The 18,036-nt window shown below is 52.2% G+C and carries 12 protein-coding genes and 1 riboswitch; of the genes, 11 read left to right on the top strand and 1 reads right to left on the bottom strand.

Going from position 1 to position 18,036, the window contains the following annotated elements; genetic code table 11:
- The first annotated feature begins 44 nt into the window (after positions 1-44).
- The 7 genes from cobI to A3844_RS07000 all read left to right on the top strand — a co-directional run bounded on the left by cobI (position 45) and on the right by A3844_RS07000 (position 8,046).
- Entirely contained in the window at positions 45-773 is a 729-nt protein-coding gene (cobI, locus tag A3844_RS07030) for a precorrin-2 C(20)-methyltransferase (protein ID WP_244169714.1), read from the top strand.
- Positions 770-1,573 carry a precorrin-4 C(11)-methyltransferase gene (gene cobM / locus A3844_RS07025; RefSeq protein WP_074084647.1) on the top strand — a complete coding sequence of 268 codons (804 nt, stop codon included), beginning with the start codon at positions 770-772 and terminating at the stop codon, positions 1,571-1,573. Before cobI ends, cobM begins: the two co-directional genes overlap by 4 nt.
- On the top strand, positions 1,566-2,681 hold the full coding sequence (locus A3844_RS07020; protein WP_074107003.1) for a cobalt-precorrin 5A hydrolase: 1,116 nt from the start codon (positions 1,566-1,568) through the stop codon (positions 2,679-2,681). The genes cobM and A3844_RS07020 overlap by 8 nt, the downstream gene beginning before the upstream one ends.
- On the top strand, positions 2,674-4,167 hold the full coding sequence (locus A3844_RS07015) for a cobyrinic acid a,c-diamide synthase CobB (RefSeq protein WP_074107002.1): 1,494 nt from the start codon (positions 2,674-2,676) through the stop codon (positions 4,165-4,167). The genes A3844_RS07020 and A3844_RS07015 overlap by 8 nt, the downstream gene beginning before the upstream one ends.
- 616 nt (positions 4,168-4,783) lie before the next feature.
- On the top strand, positions 4,784-5,665 hold the full coding sequence (locus A3844_RS07010; protein ID WP_279629250.1) for an ROK family protein: 882 nt from the start codon (positions 4,784-4,786) through the stop codon (positions 5,663-5,665).
- A gap of 280 nt (positions 5,666-5,945) precedes the next feature.
- Positions 5,946-6,965, top strand: a complete 1,020-nt coding sequence (locus tag A3844_RS07005) for an HRDC domain-containing protein (protein WP_074107028.1) — start codon at positions 5,946-5,948, stop codon at positions 6,963-6,965.
- A gap of 136 nt (positions 6,966-7,101) precedes the next feature.
- Positions 7,102-8,046 carry a 1-phosphofructokinase family hexose kinase gene (locus A3844_RS07000; protein ID WP_074102866.1) on the top strand — a complete coding sequence of 315 codons (945 nt, stop codon included), beginning with the start codon at positions 7,102-7,104 and terminating at the stop codon, positions 8,044-8,046.
- A gap of 71 nt (positions 8,047-8,117) precedes the next feature.
- Here the strand turns inward: A3844_RS07000 and corA are convergent, their stop codons facing one another.
- Positions 8,118-9,053 carry a magnesium/cobalt transporter CorA gene (corA, locus tag A3844_RS06995; RefSeq protein WP_074084643.1) on the bottom strand — a complete coding sequence of 312 codons (936 nt, stop codon included), beginning with the start codon at positions 9,051-9,053 and terminating at the stop codon, positions 8,118-8,120.
- Positions 9,054-9,480: 427 nt separating this feature from the next.
- A riboswitch (SAM riboswitch) is annotated at positions 9,481-9,619 on the top strand.
- A gap of 87 nt (positions 9,620-9,706) precedes the next feature.
- Here corA and metA point away from each other — a divergent pair.
- From metA to A3844_RS06975, 4 genes are all read left to right on the top strand, one after another.
- A complete protein-coding gene (gene metA / locus A3844_RS06990; protein ID WP_074107001.1) occupies positions 9,707-10,636 on the top strand; it encodes a homoserine O-acetyltransferase MetA in 930 nt (309 codons plus the stop codon).
- A 148-nt stretch (positions 10,637-10,784) separates the two neighbouring features.
- Entirely contained in the window at positions 10,785-11,951 is a 1,167-nt protein-coding gene (locus A3844_RS06985) for an aminotransferase class I/II-fold pyridoxal phosphate-dependent enzyme (protein WP_074107000.1), read from the top strand.
- Positions 11,952-12,200: 249 nt separating this feature from the next.
- Positions 12,201-13,337 carry a cyclic dehypoxanthinyl futalosine synthase gene (mqnC, locus tag A3844_RS06980; protein ID WP_074102869.1) on the top strand — a complete coding sequence of 379 codons (1,137 nt, stop codon included), beginning with the start codon at positions 12,201-12,203 and terminating at the stop codon, positions 13,335-13,337.
- A 284-nt stretch (positions 13,338-13,621) separates the two neighbouring features.
- Complete coding sequence (locus A3844_RS06975; protein ID WP_074106999.1) at positions 13,622-17,950, top strand: bifunctional 2',3'-cyclic-nucleotide 2'-phosphodiesterase/3'-nucleotidase; 4,329 nt, start codon at positions 13,622-13,624, stop codon at positions 17,948-17,950.
- Positions 17,951-18,036 lie beyond the last annotated feature (86 nt).

Genomic DNA, 18,036 nt, shown 5'->3' with positions numbered 1-18,036 from the left:
CAGCACTTACTTAGCAGTACACAGTACATAGGAGGGAAACGCAGATGACAACACAAGAAATGGATAACAGGACCGGCACCTTGTACGGTGTGGGCGTGGGTCCAGGTGATCCTGAGCTGATTACACTGAAGGCCTGCCGTTTGCTGAAGGAATGTCCGGTGATTGCCTACCCGGCTACCAAAAAGGGCGGGAAATCCTATGCCCACGAGATTGTAGAGCTGCATGTCAATGCAGACGAAAAGGTTATGCTGGGCCTGGTGTTCCCGATGACCAAAGACCCGGATCTCCTGGCCGGCGGCTGGAACCGTACGGCAGAGCTGTGCTGGAACGAGCTGAAGCTGGGCCGGGATGTTGCTTTTGTGACGGAGGGCGATCCGAATCTGTACAGCACCTTCATTCATCTGGCCCGGCTGATGCAGGAGCAGCATCCAGGTGTACCGGTTGTTTCAATTCCGGGGATTTCGTCGGTGCTGGGGGCTGCTGCGGCGCTGGAACAACCGCTTGCCGACGGCAATCAACGGGTGGGGATTATTCCGGCTACGGACGACCGCGAGGCGCTGAAGGAGGCGTTGCTGCATCATGATACAGTAGTGTTTTTAAAGGTGGCGAAGGTACTGGACCTGGTGCTGGATGTGCTGGACGAGCTGGGCCTTGAAGGAAAAGCATCTGTAGTCACCAAGGTGACCTCCCCGTATGAAACGGTGTGGCGGGATGCACGCGAGCTGCGTGGTCATGAGCTGGAATATCTGAGTCTTATGGTGGTGAGCAAATGACGAAGTCGAGCTTGGAGCCAAAGGTTTATATTGTAGGAGCCGGCCCGGGTGATCCCGAACTGATTACGGTAAAAGGCAGCCGGATCCTGCGCTCCGCGGATGTGGTGCTGTACGCAGATTCACTGGTTAGCGGGGAGCTCATTGCCGGCGCCAAGCCGGGAGCCGAGGTGCTGCAGAGCTCGGGAATGGATCTCGAGCAGCAGGTAGAGATCATGGCAGCGGCGGTGAAGAAGGGGAAAAGCGTAGCCCGCGTCCATACTGGCGACCCTTCCATGTACGGGGCGATTCTGGAGCAGATGTCGCTGCTGAAGCTGTGCGGTGTCAGCTATGAGATCGTGCCGGGGGTCAGCTCTGTATTTGCTTCCGCGGCGGCGCTGGGCGCGGAGCTGACGGTACCGGACCTGACGCAGACGGTGATTCTGACCCGTGCCGAAGGGCGGACGCCGGTGCCGGAGCGGGAGCAGCTGCGGCAGCTGGCTTCGCATCACTGCACCGTAGCCCTGTTCCTCAGCGCTTCACTGGCGGGACATGTGTCTGCAGAGTTTCTCGCTGCCGGGTGGAGTCCGGACACGCCTGTGGCTGTTGTGAAGCGGGCGACCTGGCCGGACCAGCAGATTCTGCGGACAACGGTGTCCCGTCTTGCAGATGATCTGCGGGATGCGGGCATTACCATGCATGCGATGATCCTCGCCGGCTGGGCGCTTGATCCGGCGCTTACTGATCGTGATCAGCACCGTTCCAAGCTGTACGACAAGACGTTTACCCACGGCTGCCGGGAAGGAGCCGAATCCGATGGCTAGCCGGTATGCGGCGGTTGCTATTACCACAAACGGCATCCGTCTGGCGCTGAAGCTGGGAGCGCTGCTTGCGGATACGGAGGTGTATGGTTATGCCAAGTACAGCGGAGACTTGCAGGAGACTTCAAGCGCCCTTCAGGTGTTCGCGGAGCCGGTCAGAGAGCTGCTTCCGAAGCTGTTCCGGCAGTACGAAGGGATTATTCTGTTCTTTTCGCTGGGGGCGGCGGTCAGGCTGATAGCTCCTCTTCTGACGGATAAAAGAACCGACCCCGCCGTCATCGTTATTGACGAAAGCGGAGAGCATGTCATCAGCATGCTCTCCGGGCATCTGGGCGGGGCCAACAGGCTGACGCTGCAGATCGCGCAGCTGCTGGACAGCCATCCGGTGATCACTACCGCCTCGGATGTGCAGGGCACCTTCGCCGTGGATCTGCTCGGTGCAGAGTTCGGCTGGCGCGCAGACCACTTCGCGCCGATGAAAACGGTCAGTGCCGCCCTGGTCAACGGGGAGGCGGTGGCCTTCCTGCAGGAGAGCGGCGAACGCAGCTGGCTGCCGCCGGGAGCGGTTCTGCCTGCCCATGTCCGCCTCTGCGGAAGCATGGCAGAGCTTCAAGAAGCACCATTCAGCGCGGCGATCGTGGTCACGGACCTGCTATTGACCGGGCCGGCGTCGGCGGCACTGGGCGAGCGGGCCGTAGTCTACCGTCCGCGCAGCCTCGTGCTTGGGCTCGGCTGCAACCGTGGCACCTCGCAGGAGGAGCTTGAAACGGTGGTGCAGGATACACTGGCGGAGCTTGGGCTTTCGCTTCTTAGTGTCCGCAATGTTGCCACCGCCGGGATCAAAGGGGATGAGGCTGGTCTTATAGCCCTGTGCGCCAAATACGGCTGGAAGCTGACCCTGTATTCGCCGGAACAGCTGAATACGGTCGTGCTGGAGCAGCCTTCGGAGACGGTCTTTAAGGCGACTGGAGCTTACGGCGTCTGCGAGCCGGCAGCCCTGCTGTCCTCAGGTGCCCGCGATCTTGTGCTCAAGAAGAAAAAAAGCGGTAATGTAACCATTGCTGTAGCGAGAGTCAGCTTTAACGAAGCGGGGGAGAGCTTGCATGAATGAGGAGAGCAGAGCGGAGCGGGAGCGGCCTTCACAGCTCCGTCCGCGCATTGTGGTAGCCGGCACAGGCAGTGGATCAGGCAAAACAACGGTGACACTGGGACTGCTCCGGGCGTTTGCCCGGCGCGGTCTTACCGTACAGGCCTTCAAATGCGGCCCGGATTATATCGATCCTGCCTACCACGCGGCTGTAACGGGACGGCCGGCCCGGAATCTGGATGCCTGGATGACCTCCAGCGAATATATGCTGGAGTATTATTTGCGTTCCTCGGAGGCCGCCGATCTGTCGGTCATTGAAGGCGTTATGGGGCTGTATGACGGTAAAGAGGCGACCGCGCTTACCGGATCAACGGCGGAAATTGCCCTGCTCACGGATAGTCCAGTGCTGCTGGTGGTGGATGTGCGCAGCATGGGCCGCAGTGCGGCCGCGATTGTCCTAGGCTTCCAGTTGCTGGAGCCAGGGGTGCATATCGCAGCAGTGATCGTGAACTGCTGCGGCAGCGCCAGCCATTACCGGACAGTCAAAGCGGCGATTGAAGCGGCTTGCCATATTCCGGTCATCGGATGGCTGGAACGGGACCAGGGACTGGATATCCCGGAGCGGCATTTAGGACTGCTGCCTGCTGTCGAACGCGGTGAGCTGGAGCCGTTATTCGACCGCGCCGCAGACCTGCTGGAGGCCGGTACCGATCTGGATCTGGTGCTGGAGCTTGCTGCGGCAGCGCCGGCCCTTCGCTATCCTATAGCGAAGGGACTTGGGCCGGACGAGGGTTCAGCAGCCGGGAATCTGTCAGAGGATACTCCCCAAGCCATGGTCACTGCATATGATTCTGCACCGGTCATAGCCATTGCAAGGGATGCGGCATTCAATTTTTATTATGCCGATAATCTGGAGCTGCTGGCCCGCGCCGGGGCAAGGCTGGCTTACTTCAGTCCGCTTAGCGGCGAGGGTGTACCGCCGCAAGCGGACGGAATCTACATCGGCGGCGGCTTCCCGGAAGAATTCGCCGCCGAAATCGCCGGGAATAGCATTTTCCTGGATGGCCTAAGGGCTGCAGCGGCAGCCGGGATGCCGCTCTATGCGGAATGCGGCGGCTACATGGTGCTGGCCCGGAGTCTTACCGACCGGAGCGGGGCTATGCATCAAATGGCCGGTATTATCCCCGCTGACACAGTCATGCAGAAGCAGCGCGCTGCACTCGGCTACCGCGAAGTAACTGCCCGGGCAGACTGTCTGCTGCTGAAGCAGGGAGAATGCCTGCGTGGTCACGAATTCCACTATTCCCAGATGAACTATGCACCGGGGGAGCCACAGTTGTATGCCTATGACAGTCATGGCAGAAGCGGCAGCCAGCCGGAAGGGTATGTATCCGGGAATGTCATGGCAGCCTATGCGCATATCCATCTGGCTTCCTATTTTCCGGCAGCAGCCCGGCTTGTAGAAGCCTGCCATATCTACCGGGAGCGAAAGACAGGCTTCACGCAGTAATAAGGCTAATACCTAAGAAGGCGAAGTGATTTTGGCTGACCAGAATGGACTGTTCTCACATTTGGGGGACGGTGAAGCCTTTCAAGCCATGACCTTAGTGGAAAAAGTAAAACTAAATCGCTGATATACGCTCCGAAAAAGAGTTTAGTGGGACGGAATAGACTTAATTCAAGCGAATTTACCATTTTAGGATCAATTGGACCAGATTAAGTCTACTTTTTCCCACTACAGGTGATGGGTCAGCCATACGGCACAGATTAAGTCTACTTTTTCCACATCGGTTCGCTCCAGCCTGGCGGATGCGTAACGTGAGGTGAATTTATTCTACTTTAATTTTACTAAATCTGATCCTGAGTGTGGTAGAAGCCTGGACTTCCGTCTACTAACTAGTTTCTTTTTTGATGTGTCAACCGCTTGTCATATATCAGCAGGCCACGTATAATAAGGGCATATGTTACCCATGCCGCTCTTTCTGCGGCACTATCAGAGGATGGAATTTCAGAGAAGACCCTCGATTTGGCTGGGTCCAATCCGAGGCTATATTTCAGAAGAGAACGCTCTATTACACGGATGGCCTGTCTACGGCCGAACGTTTATGGGAAGGGAGACTGCTGCAGTGAAAGTACTTGGAGCTATTGAAGCAGGGGGAACAAAGTTTGTATGCGGGATTGGAAACGAGGACGGTACGATTATCGACCGGGTCAGCTTTCCCACGACCACACCTGAGGAAACAATGGGGCTTGTGCTGGATTATTTTAGCGGGAAAAATGTAGAAGCCATCGGCATTGGCTCATTCGGTCCTATTGATCCGGTGATTGGCAGCCCGACCTACGGCTACATCACAACCACCCCTAAACCCTATTGGGGACAATATAATTTGGTTGGAACGGTTGCCGGGCATTTTTCAGTACCTATCGGCTTCGATACGGATGTGAATGGTGCGGCGCTGGGAGAATACAAGTGGGGTGCGGCCCAAGGGCTGGACAGTTGTCTCTATATCACAGTCGGCACAGGAATTGGGGCTGGTGCGGTAGTGGGAGGTAAGCTTGTTCATGGCCTGTCTCATCCCGAAATGGGACATATTCTTGTGCGCCGCCATGCGGAAGATACTTTTGAAGGTTTTTGTCCTTATCATGGCGATTGCCTGGAAGGACTGGCGGCAGGTCCGGCGATTGGCACCCGCTGGGGCAAACCGGCAGGTGAGCTGCCGGAGGATCATCCGGCCTGGGCAATGGAAGCCCACTATCTGGCGCATGCGCTAATGAATTACGTGCTTATTCTCTCGCCGCAGAAGATTGTCATGGGTGGCGGAGTCATGAAGCAGAGCCAGCTTTTCCCGCTGATTCATACACAGCTTCAGGAGCTGCTGGGCGGCTATGTTCAGCATCCTGCACTGAATGAGGCCATCGGCAGCTATATTGTTCCGCCGCAGCTCGGGGATAATGCGGGTCTTTCCGGAGCGCTTGGCCTGGCTAAGCTGGCATTGGACCGGGAGTAGCGGAGGCCGGCTAAGCCATTTTTGCCCGGAATAAAAAGAGATTGACTGTTTCGCTATAAATAGGTATTGTAAGCATTAACAGTATAGCATCCAGAGGAAGCACCTCTTTCACGCAATTCGTGAGAGAGGTGCTTTTTTGTGTGTAAATTTAAGGATGAATAGCCTTCAGATTTTCAGCCATCCTTTATTATCCTGGGGCTTTGGCTTGTCCGGCAAAACTCGGAATCCGGCCAGCACGGGAATGATGCATACTGTAAGACGAGGAAGGTAGGGAATGCAGATGCAAATTGTATTTATGAACCGTTTATCCAGAATATCCGGGGCCGATCAGGAGGTATTCGCCCAGCTCTGGATCGGGGAAGAAGAAGGCCATTGGCGCCTTGGCTGGCGTGAATTCTCCGGTACAGAGGAAATGGGCGACAACTTGTGGTATGAAGGCGGCTCCTGGAATGAGATGCTTTGCGTTTACCGGCATGAGCTCGCGGTGAAGATGGGCGACGGGTATCGGCCGCTGATTGATGGTTCCTTTCACGATGAGGACAGCCTCACCGGCACCCGCAATCAGGAACAGCTGAAACTGCAATATTTCAGCGAGCATCATGGCAACGAATCTGTCTATGAGGAGTTGTGCGCCTGGCGCCGGGGGAAGGCCTCCAGTGAACGGAAGGCGCCCTACATTCTTGCCAGCAACCGGCTGCTGCGGATGCTGAGTGCCTTTCTTCCCCGTACACCGGAGGAGCTGCTGCAAATTCCGGGTGTAGGCGAGGGCAAAGCCTCGCAATACGGCGGAGACTGGCTGAGCATCACCTCTGCCATAGAGCGGGAGCATAGTTTTCCACTGGGCTGGGTGCATCAGGCCGTTGATGAGGAGCGGTTTATGGCCTGGCAGTACAAGCAGAAGGAGCTGAAATACAAGAAGCAGCTGGAGCGGCTGCGGCTGCGAAGGGTTCTGCTGCAGGGAATCGAGGAAGGTCTTGGGATGGAGCAGTTGAAGGCACAGGGTGGTGTGAGCCGCCGTGAGGTGCTTGAAGCTGTAGAAGAACTGGAAAAAGATGGATACTCCGTGGAGAAGCTCATTGCACTTGAAATGGCGGATGTATCCCCCAACGAACAAGCCGATGTATGGACTGCCTACGAGCTTATGGGAGATACCTTCCTGAAGCCTGTCCTTTACAAAGCCTATGGGGAAGGCTTCTCTCCTGCAGAAGGGTTGGATGTCTACTATGAGCGGCTGCGCCTAATCCGCATCCGTTACCGGCGGGGGCAGGCGGTTCAACTAGGTGTGGCAACGAATTTCTAGGCAGTCTGGTCATCCTCTTCAGAATCATTATTGGAAGTGTCTTGATTGAAGCACTCCTCATGGAGACCTCTCTTTAGGAGAATACTGTATCTTGGAGTAAAATACATGTATTCCGAGTAAAAAGGAGAGAGACCCGATGATCGTAACATTAACGGTTAACCCCAGCGTAGATGCCAGCACAGGGATTGACAAGGTAGTACCGGACAACAAGCTGCGTTGCAAGGAGGCATCCTATAAACCTGGAGGTGGCGGGATCAATGTCTCCCGGGCTATCCACAGATTGGGCGGAGAGTCCTTGGCTCTGTATGCATCTGGCGGACTTCACGGGCAACTGCTGCATGAGATGCTGGGTAAGGAGGGCGTCAGCCACCAGGAGATCCCGATTTCCGGACAGACGCGGGAAAATCTGATTGTCGTGGAGGAATCCACAGGGCAACAGTTCCGGTTTGACATGCCGGGCCCCCATTTTATTGAAGGCGACTGGGAGCAGTGCCTGGATCAATTGAAGTCGTTGACCGGGAAGCCTAGCTATATTGTGGCCAGCGGCAGCCTGCCTCCAGGCTGTCCGGCAGATTTTTATGGCCGCGTCATTGAGGCAGTGAAGCCATGGCAGGCGAAGGTTATTGTGGATACCTCGGGCGAAGCACTGCAAAAGGCTGCGGATGCCGGAGTATATCTGCTCAAACCCAATGCACGTGAGCTTGAGGAACTGGCTGGACACGCAATTACAGGTGATGCGGAGGTTCGGGCAGCTGCGCTGGAGCTGATCGAGCAAGGACGGACAGAGGTAGTATTGGTATCCCTTGGCGGCGAGGGCGCTTTGCTGATAACAAGGGATGGCTGTGAACATCTCAAGGCCCCTGAAGTTCCTGTACTGAGTGTGGTGGGAGCCGGTGACAGTCTGGTAGGCGGGCTGGTCTACAGCCTGGAACGGGGCTGGCCGCTGCGCCGGGCCGTTCAATTCGGAATCGCCTCTGGAGCGGCGGCCGTAATGAACCCTGAGCGTCAGCTGTGTAAACGCGGAGATGCGGAACGATTGTTCGCGCAAATAGAGGCGGCAGATGCAGAAGCTCTAAAGTAAACCAAAAAGACGAAGGCTTCCTTACCATGCGGTATAGGGGGCCTTCGTCCTGCTTATTCGTCCAGTATGATTCATAGCCATTCCTTTTTACGGAATATAACTAGCATCCCGCAGCCAAGTGTAACCATGACGGCAATGACTCCATAGTAGCCGTACCGGGTATGGATTTCAGGAATATTATCAAAGTTCATCCCGTAGATCCCGGTGATGACCGTCAGCGGCATGAATATAGTGGTAATGGCGGTGAAGACTCTCATGATCTCATTGGCACGGTTGGCGATACTGGATTGGTAAGCTTCACGTAAGTTCCCCATGAGATCGCGGTACGTTTCAAAGGTTTCAGAGATCTTGACCGCATTTTCATAAATATCGCTAAAATACTTCTGCAGCTGATCATCGATCAGGCGGAGGTCTTTTTTGTTAAGTGTGTTGATAACTTCCTTCTGTGGTCCCAGCATTTTCTTCAACCAGAGAATTTCACTCCGCAGACCGATGATCTCGCTCAAATGCGATTTCTTGGTGTGCATCAGGATATCCTCTTCGAGTTTCTCAATCCGCGCTTCAATCCGGTCACCGACGGAGAAAAAGTTGTCTACGACAAGGTCGATCAGCAGATAGAGGAACCGGTCCGGCTCGCTGACTTCCTGCTCCCACAGAACGGGCTTCAGCACGCGCAGCTCGTGAATCTTTTGCTTGGTCACGGTAATAATGAAATGTCTGCCCAGAAACACGTTGAGTGCACGGAGGAAAATCTCCTCATCATCAAAACGGATGCTGTTAACTACAATAAAATAATGGCTTTCGTAAATTTCAAGCTTCGGGCGCTGATCCTCTTCACTGAGGCAGTCCTCCACGGCTAAATCATGCAGATTATACAAAGGCTGAAGCAGCTCCAGATCCTCAACATCCGCATCAATCCAATAAAATCCCTCTGCGGGGACAGTCAATGTTTCTTCTATGTCATCCACAGGTGTAAAAACTCCTGCGTTTACCAACCGGATTTTCATCTGATTCCACTCCTCTTGACCCTAGTCTTCTCCAGGGTCTGTGCTAATATATGCACAGGGAAAAATCAGCTTGGCCGGAGGTACGGTCAATCCATGAGGCCAAATGACGGTTCGAGGGCATGAAGAAGAAATGCTCCCGCCGCCGGCAAGCTGATGTTAATCCTGTGTGGTTGCTCTTTCTGGACGCTTAACTGCGAACTCGGGTCGCCTTCCATTCTTCTCTCACCTCTTCTTTTCGTCAGGTAGGGCCTTTGAAACCCTTGTCTAGTATAACCTCCGGGTATAGGTCTTTCAAGCTAAATTCTTGAGGCTGTAAAGGACCCATTAGCATTGTATGGACTTGACGAAAAGGAGGTTCATGATTTAAAGTGAATTTTAAGAAAAGCATTTAACGTTATGTGACTTTTTCTCAATTGAATACAGCTAAATCTTATCAAGAGCAGGTGGAGGGACTAGCCCGATGAAACCCGGCAACCGGCGTGTGAACGCACGGTGCTAATTCTTGCGGAAGCTTTTGCAGGTAAGCCTTTCAGGCTGCTTGGCACAAGTTCTCTGGCAGATGAGAGAGGCGCATATGACTAACAGATATATGACCTTTCTCGCCCGAGAAAGGTCTTTTTTATATTCAGCTCAATGAAGGAGTGGAAACTGATATGCCAATTAAAATTCCCGACAGTCTGCCGGCGAAAGAAGTTTTGTCCGGAGAAAACATTTTTGTAATGGATGAAAGCCAGGCCTTCCACCAGGACATCCGCCCGCTGCGAATCGCCATCCTGAATTTGATGCCTACCAAGGAAACCACAGAGACGCAGCTGCTGCGTCTGGTCGGGAATTCACCGCTTCAGGTAGATGTTGTGCTGCTGCACCCGAGCTCCCATACCTCGAAGAACACTTCGGCAGAACACTTGAAGAGTTTTTACAAAACCTTTGATGAGATCAGTGACCGCCGCTTTGACGGGCTGATTGTAACCGGCGCTCCGGTGGAGCAGCTGGAGTTCGAAGACGTGAACTACTGGGAAGAGCTAAAGGTTATATTTGAATGGAGCAAGCACAATGTGACCTCGACCATGCATATCTGTTGGGCGGCACAAGCCGGGCTGTATCATCACTTCGGCGTACGCAAGGTTGATCTGGACGAGAAATGTTTTGGCGTTTTTCCGCACACCGTGAGCCATACTAACGTGAAGCTGCTTCGCGGCTTTGATGAGGTGTTCCATGTTCCGCATTCCCGGCACACGGATGTCTCGCGTGAAGATATTCTTGCGAATCCCGAGCTGCAGATTCTTGCCGAATCCGAGGAAGCTGGAGTGTATCTGGTTTCGACGCTTGACGGAAAACAAATTTTTGTGACCGGACATTCTGAATATGATCCATTTTCGTTAAAATGGGAGTATGACCGGGATATTGCCAAAGGGATGGACATTGCCATTCCGAAGCACTACTATCCGCAGGATGACCCGCAGCGCACACCGCCGGCTGTCTGGCGTGCCCATGCCAACTTATTATTCGCTAATTGGCTCAATTACTATGTATACCAGGAGACCCCTTACGATATAGACCAGGCTGATTATTTAGTATTCTAAAAATATAAGATTCTATATATTTCACTTTATCGATTATCCTTCTATTTCTCACTGAAATGGTACCATCCTTTTTATAGGACAACGAAGCCATTACTGCTTGATATATAGAAGAGATTTGCGCATACATCACACTTAGGAGGCAGCAGCAATGGATGAGAAACTGAGGATTGAGAGCAGATTGGCACAGATAGGTTCACTGGAGGACCCGGCTACAGGAGCGGTTAATTATCCGATTTACAACGCGACGGCATTCCGTCACCCCAGACTCGGGCAGAGCACGGGGTTTGATTATATCCGTACCAAGAATCCTACCCGCTCGGTGCTGGAAGAAGCTGCGGCACAGCTGGAATCGGGCGACGCGGCTTTTGCCTGCAGCTCTGGAATGGGGGCGTTGACGACAGTGTTTGCCTTGTTTGGACAGGGTGACCATCTGGTGGTTTCGCTGGACCTGTATGGCGGAACCTACCGTCTGCTTGAACGGATTCTCTCCAAATACGGCATCAGCGCTTCCTATGTGGATACGAATGATCTGGACGGGCTGGAGGCTTCACGGCTTCCGAATACCAAGGCTGTATTTATTGAAACGCCTACCAATCCGCTGATGATGATTACGGATATCGAAGCGGTCTGTACATGGTCACGCCGTCATGGGCTGCTCACCATTGTCGATAATACGCTGTTGACGCCCTTTTTCCAGCGGCCGCTGGAGCTGGGAGCGGATATCATCGTTCATAGCGCAACCAAATATTTGGGGGGGCATAACGATGTCCTCGCCGGACTGATTGTAACCAAAGGCACCGAGCTCTCTGCAGAAATGGCAATTCTTCATAATTCACTGGGGGCAGTGCTTGCGCCGAACGACAGCTATCAGCTAATGAAGGGGATGAAGACACTTGCTCTGCGCATGGAGCGACATGAGAGCAATGCCCTGGCGATGGCCCGCTATTTACTCGAGCATCCAGCCATCGCTGAGGTGTTCCACCCCGGACTGCCCGATCATCCCGGCCATGAGATTCAGAACCGCCAGTCCTCAGGCAACACTGGAATCTTCTCCTTCAAGGTAAAAGACGCCAGATATGTCGAGCCGCTGCTGCGTCATATCCGTCTGATCGCCTTCGCCGAGAGTCTGGGCGGCGTGGAGTCACTGATGACCTATCCGGCGGTCCAGACCCATGCCGACATTCCGGTGGAAATCCGCGATGCGGTCGGCGTGGATGACCGTCTGCTGCGCTTCTCTGTAGGCATTGAGCATGTAGACGACCTGATTGCAGATCTTGGTCAGGCGCTGGAAGCTGCCCGGGCCGAGCTGGAGTAAGCATCCTTTCAGACTATGGCAGCTGAATAATGAACTTGGCAGCAGCCTCAAAGCGGAGGCTGCTTTTTTTTAGAATATATGGATTTAAGTGTTTCACCATCGAGTCACAATATTGTTCCCGCTGCGAGGTAAAGGTTTTTCAAGCCGTTCGGATTGTGATACGATGGAGTAACGAGCTTATTTAAAAGTTGTACAAATTTTATTTATCCATTCTTATATAGTATGGGCATAAAAAGGAGGCTGCGAACGATGAGTGCGATAGATCTGATTTTGGACAAAACGCTGAAGGGTGAACGTCTTGGCCTGGAGGACACGATTCGGCTGTTCGAGAGCAACGAAATTGAGAAAATGGGCGCTGCCGCTGATATCATCATGAAACGCTGGCATCCAGACCCGCTGGCTACATTTGTGATTGGCCGCAATATTAATTATACGAATGTATGTGATGTGTACTGCCGTTTCTGCGCCTTTTACCGGAAACCGGGCTCGGAGGAAGGTTATGTGCTTCCGGACGAGACGATTTTTCAGAAAATCCAGGAAACCATCGATGTCAACGGAACGGAAATCCTGATGCAGGGCGGAACCAACCCGAACCTGCCATTCAGCTACTATACGGATTTACTGCGCGGAATTAAGCAGCGGTTCCCGGAGATCACCATGCATTCCTTCTCTCCTGCGGAGATTATGAAAATGGTCGAAGTATCCGGTCTGCCGCTGGAACAGGTGGTCCGCGAGATTCATGCGGCAGGCCTGGACTCCCTTCCCGGCGGTGGTGCAGAAATTCTGGATGACCGGACCCGCCGCAAAATCAGCCGTCTCAAAGGCTCGTGGCGTGAATGGATGGATGTGATGCAGACCGCTCACAAGATCGGCATGAACACAACGGCGACCATGGTGATTGGCCTTGGCGAGAGTATGGAGGAGCGGGCACTTCATCTGCTGCGGGTGCGTGAAGCCCAGGATGAGTGTATTGCGAATAAATATGATTCCGAAGGGTTCCTGGCATTTATCTCCTGGACCTTCCAGCCGGATAATACGAATCTGAAGCTGGACCGGCAGACCCCCGAGGAATATCTGAAGACAGTAGCCATCAGCCGCCTGGTGCTTGATAACATCAAGAACTTCCAGTCCTCATGGGTAACCATGGGGCCTGAAGTCGGCAAGCTGTCGCTGCAATATGGCTGCAATGACTTTGGCAGCACGATGATAGAAGAGAATGTGGTTTCCTCGGCGGGTGCGACCTACAAGGTCAACATTGAGTCGATCACGCAGCTGATCCGCGAGACCGGCAAAATTCCGGCACAGCGCAACACGCGCTACGATATCCTGCGGACCTTTGAGGACGGTAATGTAAAGATTGACAATGATTTTGTAATGCAGAACTAATTCTTCAATAAAGATCTATTGATTCATAACGTTGTGTGTAAGATTTTTTTGCGGCGTCTATCCTTGAGTGATTTCGTTAATGAAAACCTCGAGAATAGGCGTTTTTTTTGTTTTTTGTAAACTTTTATCGTCATTAAGAACAAAAAAAGCCCTAATGATGTGATATTTTACACAACTATTAATTAGATTTAATGGTTTTTGCTAGATTCATAATTTTGGATATGATACAATCTTGCGGTCAGCATAAGTAGGAATAAGAAACATATGGGGAGGATATCTGACTTATGGTAGAAAAAAGATGGAACAAGCCAGTAGCTGCTTTATTGGCGACCACCGTTCTGGCAGCACAAGTGCTGGGCGGAGTTTTTGCAGTTCCGGTTTTGGGGGCGAGCAAGGCGGAGGCTGCAGGCGCTGAAGCTGTTGCTCCTGGAACAGTTAATCTGCGCTTGATGAGCACCACGGATGTACACACCAATGTATACGGTTGGGACTACTTCAAAAATGCGGCTTCTACTACAGTAGGTCTGGACCGCACATCAACGCTGGTAAAAGAAGCCCGGACCCAAGAACCGAACAATCTCCTTCTTGACAACGGTGATTTGATTCAGGGAACACCGCTGGGTACATATATGGCCCAGGTATCAGATTTTAAGACAAGTACAGACCAGATTCATCCGCTTATTGCAGCCATGAACCTTATGGGGTATGATGCTGCAACGTTTGGCAATCATGAATTCAATTATGGCTTGGACTATCTGGACCGTACGATCAAAGGAAGCGGTGCGGCAGATACCGGAGCAATATTCCCTTATGTAAATGCAAATATTTATAATGTATCCGATGATAAAAATACGTTTGTACCGTATGTCATCATTCCTAAAAAAGTTAAGGACAGCAACGGTAATGAGGTAACGGTTAATGTCGGCCTCCTTGGGTTGGTGACCCCGCAAATCATGGATTGGGACAAGGTGAATCTGGAAGGCAAGGTAATCACAAAGGATATTGCTGAAACTGCAGCCAAATTTGTTCCTATCATGAAGGGTGCCGGCGCAGATGTCATTATTGCCATGGCCCACTCCGGGTTTGATGCGACTGCAGCTGCGGGAACCGGAGCTGAGAATGCCATTAACCTGCTGAGCAAGGTTGATGGCATTGACGCCATCACCTTCTCCCATACGCATAAGGTGTTCCCGACGAACGGGGATGACACCAAGCTGGATGCTTCCTTTAAGGATCCGGCAACCAAAAAGCCATATGATTCCGATGTGGCAAAGATCGATAACCTCAACGGTCATATCAACGGCGTTCCAGCTGTTCAAGCCGGTTATGGCGGGGGCAACCTGGGTCTGATCGATCTGAAGATCGTAAAGGATGGCAGCAGCTGGAAAGTTGACAAGGCATCTTCAAAGGCTTTTACACGCTCCATTACCGGAGTAGCCGTTGATCCTGCTATTGATGCAGTGGCTGGAGCTGCCCATGCAGCAACGATCAAATATGTGAATCAACCGCTCGGGAAAACTAATGCTCCAATGAACAGCTACTTTGCTCTGGTGCAGGATGATCCGACCGTTCAGATCGTAACCTATGCCCAGCAGCAGTATGTTTCGAATCTGGTTAATACGGATGCTAAGCTTGCCCCGTATAAGGACCTGCCGATTCTAAGTGTAGGCGCACCCTTCAAGGCCGGACGCAATGGCCCTGAGGAGTATACTGAAATTCAAAAGGGCGATCTTACGATTGCGAGCGCAAGTGACCTGTATCTCTATGACAACACGCTGAAAGCCATTGTGGTCAAAGGCTCTACAGTGAAGGAATGGGTAGAGATGAGTGCAGGTGCATTCAACCGTATCAAACCGGCGATCTCCACTCCACAGCCGCTTTTGAACTCGGCTTTCGCTGTTTACAACTTCGATGTCATCGATGGTATTAAATATACAATTGATGTAACCAAAAATGCGAAGTACAAGCCGGATGGAACGATTAATGATGCGTCTTCCAGCCGTGTGACTTCCATTACGTACGGCAATGAACCTTTGAAGGATGACCAACAGTTCATCGTGGTTACCAATAACTACCGCGCAAGCGGCGGCGGTAACTTCCCGGGTGTTAAAGCTGGGAAAATGATTATTGACTCCCAAATGGAAAACCGCCAGGTACTGATGGATTATATCAGTGCAGCCGGCACCGTTGATCCGACAGCAGACAACAACTGGTCGATCGCTCCAATCAAAGGGAACGTCAATGTGACCTTCACTTCTTCACCGAAGGCAGCTGCTGTGAAGCCTGCCAATGTTACAGACACAGGCACTAAAGATGTCAAAGGATTTGAAATCTATAATCTTAATCTAAAAGAAACTCCAGTTGCTCCAACCGGAGATGTGGAAGTTCACCTGCTCGGGGTCAACGACTTCCACGGCCAACTCGACACCACTTCTTATGTAGGTAGCGATGCAGTAGGAACTGCAGCAACTCTTGCAGCGTACTTGAAAGACACCCGTGCGAAATATGCCAACGCGCTGTTGTTCCACAATGGTGACTCTGTAGGTGCATCTGCACCGGTATCCTCGCTTGAACGTGACGAGCCGACGATGGAATGGATGAACCTGATGAAATTCGATGTGGGTACACTGGGGAACCATGAATTTGACCAAGGTGTTGAAGCCATGAAGACTCAGATTTATGGCGGTGCTGATCCTAAGAACACCAGCATTGTTCATAAAGGGGCAGACTTCGATTATATCAATGCCAATGCGGTAGACAGCTCTTCTGGAGCTCCGATCATTAACCCTTACGTAATTAAAGAAGTAGGCGGTGTGAAAATCGGATTTATCGGTGTGGTAACCAAAGCCACTCCAAGCAAAGTCTCTCCTGAGGGAACCAAAGGTGTGAAATTCTTGAGCGCCACAGAAGAAGTTGCAGCGATTGAAAAATATGCCGCAGAACTTCAGAAGCAAGGCGTCCAGACGATCGTTGTGCTTGCACATGATCCGGCGACAACCAAAGCAGATGTGACTACGGGAGAAGCGGCTGACCTGGCTAACGCACTTCCGGCGAACTCACCTGTTGACGTTGTGGTAGCAGGGGACAACCATGCACTTGCTAATGGCGTTGTTAACGGCAAGCTGATTGTTCAAGCCTATTCCTATGGTACAGCTTTCGAAGACATCAAGCTGGTTATTGATAGTGTAACAGGTGATGTGAAGAGCAAATCGGCGACTGTAACCAGTACCCTTCAAAAGAATGTTACACCAGATGCGGAAACGGCAGCTTTGGTTAACAAATATCTGGCCAAGCACCCTGAGCTGACTCTGCCTGTAGGTACTACAGACGGGACAGTTACCCGCACAGATGTTTACAATAATGAGGCCGCTCTAGGCAACCTGATTGCAGACGCTATGCGTCAAGCTGATTTCCGCGATGGAAAAGCTCTCGCTGATTTCGCCTTTATGAATCCGGGCGGTATCCGCGCTGATCTTCCGAAAGGCAATGTGTCTTTTGGCGACTTGGCCAAGATCCAGCCATTTGGCAACACGCTTGTAAAGCTGACCCTTACCGGTGCACAGATCAAGACACTGCTGCAGCAGCAATGGGCAACCAAAGCTGATGGAACTGCAGATACGAAGACACTGCAAATTTCCGGCCTGAAATATACGGCCAACATGTATTTGCCGGTTGCTGATCGTATCGCTAATCTTACCAAGACAGACGGAACACCAATCAGCATGACTCAAAACTATACTGCGGTAGTTAATAACTTCATGGCTGCAGGCGGCGACAACTATAAGGTGCTGACTGCAGCCAGTGAATCCCTGGCCGGTCCGATTGACCTGGATGTATTCTACGATTACGTTAAGAATACTTTCAAGGGCGGTCAAATCACAGCAAAAGTTGAAGGCCGAATCACAAATAATACTGTAGCTCCGGCTCCAACCTCGAACCCGGGAGGGTCTGTGGCAACACCAACGCCAACACCTACTCCTACGGCTACGCCGGCTGCATCAGCAACACCTGCACCAAGTGTAAAACCAACAGCTCCAACAGCTCCAACTGCAACACCTGCACCGAACTTTAAGGACCTGGGTAAAGTGGCATGGGCACAAGAGGCTATCAGCTCTTTGGCATCCAAAGGTATTGTGAAGGGTCTGGACGGAAGCAACTTCGCACCGAACAAAACCGTAACGCGTGCTGAATTCATAACGATGCTGGTTCGTGCCCTGAATCTCAGTACTTCAGGAGCAAACGCCTCATTTAATGATGTGAAGCAAGGAGTTTGGTACACAGATGCCATCACTGCTGCTGTTAATGCGGGTATTGTGAAAGGTTCCGGCAACGGCAAGTTTGAACCGGGGCGTGAAGTGACCCGCGAAGAAATGGCGATGATGATCGCCGCTGCACTTAAAGATCAATTGAAACCAATGGATACCAAGTCAGCTCTGGCAAACTTTAACGACAAATCTAAGATTGCTTCTTACGCCCAGGATGCAGTAGCCCAGCTTACACAGCTTGGTATTGTCAATGGGGTGGATGGAGAGAAATTCGCACCGAAGAGCGATGCAACCCGCGCTCAAGCGGCGGTTATCATTTACCGTATGCTGGAAAAGAAGGCTTCCTAAGCTTTGAACCCAGCATGAAATAACAAATGCAAAAAGGAGCTCAGTGTCATTTTTGGATGACAGCGGAGCTCCTTTTTTTTGATGCA

This window comes from Paenibacillus helianthi, assembly GCF_001909055.1.
Lineage (GTDB): Bacteria > Bacillota > Bacilli > Paenibacillales > Paenibacillaceae > Paenibacillus_AQ > Paenibacillus_AQ helianthi.
The sequence above is the reverse complement of the archived record's forward strand: the minus strand, read 5'-3'. Positions and strand labels throughout refer to the sequence as shown.

Excerpts from the sequence above, each read along its gene's own strand:
- corA (WP_074084643.1), bottom strand. The coding sequence starts at position 9,053 with ATGAAAATCCGGTTGGTAAACGCAGGAGTTTTTACACCTGTGGATGAC.
- A3844_RS07005 (WP_074107028.1), top strand. The coding sequence starts at position 5,946 with ATGCAAATTGTATTTATGAACCGTTTATCCAGAATATCCGGGGCCGAT.
- cobI (WP_244169714.1), top strand. The coding sequence starts at position 45 with ATGACAACACAAGAAATGGATAACAGGACCGGCACCTTGTACGGTGTG.
- mqnC (WP_074102869.1), top strand. The coding sequence starts at position 12,201 with ATGAGTGCGATAGATCTGATTTTGGACAAAACGCTGAAGGGTGAACGT.
- A3844_RS06975 (WP_074106999.1), top strand. The coding sequence starts at position 13,622 with ATGGTAGAAAAAAGATGGAACAAGCCAGTAGCTGCTTTATTGGCGACC.
- A3844_RS07015 (WP_074107002.1), top strand. The coding sequence starts at position 2,674 with ATGAATGAGGAGAGCAGAGCGGAGCGGGAGCGGCCTTCACAGCTCCGT.
- cobM (WP_074084647.1), top strand. The coding sequence starts at position 770 with ATGACGAAGTCGAGCTTGGAGCCAAAGGTTTATATTGTAGGAGCCGGC.
- A3844_RS07020 (WP_074107003.1), top strand. The coding sequence starts at position 1,566 with ATGGCTAGCCGGTATGCGGCGGTTGCTATTACCACAAACGGCATCCGT.
- A3844_RS07000 (WP_074102866.1), top strand. The coding sequence starts at position 7,102 with ATGATCGTAACATTAACGGTTAACCCCAGCGTAGATGCCAGCACAGGG.
- metA (WP_074107001.1), top strand. The coding sequence starts at position 9,707 with ATGCCAATTAAAATTCCCGACAGTCTGCCGGCGAAAGAAGTTTTGTCC.
- A3844_RS06985 (WP_074107000.1), top strand. The coding sequence starts at position 10,785 with ATGGATGAGAAACTGAGGATTGAGAGCAGATTGGCACAGATAGGTTCA.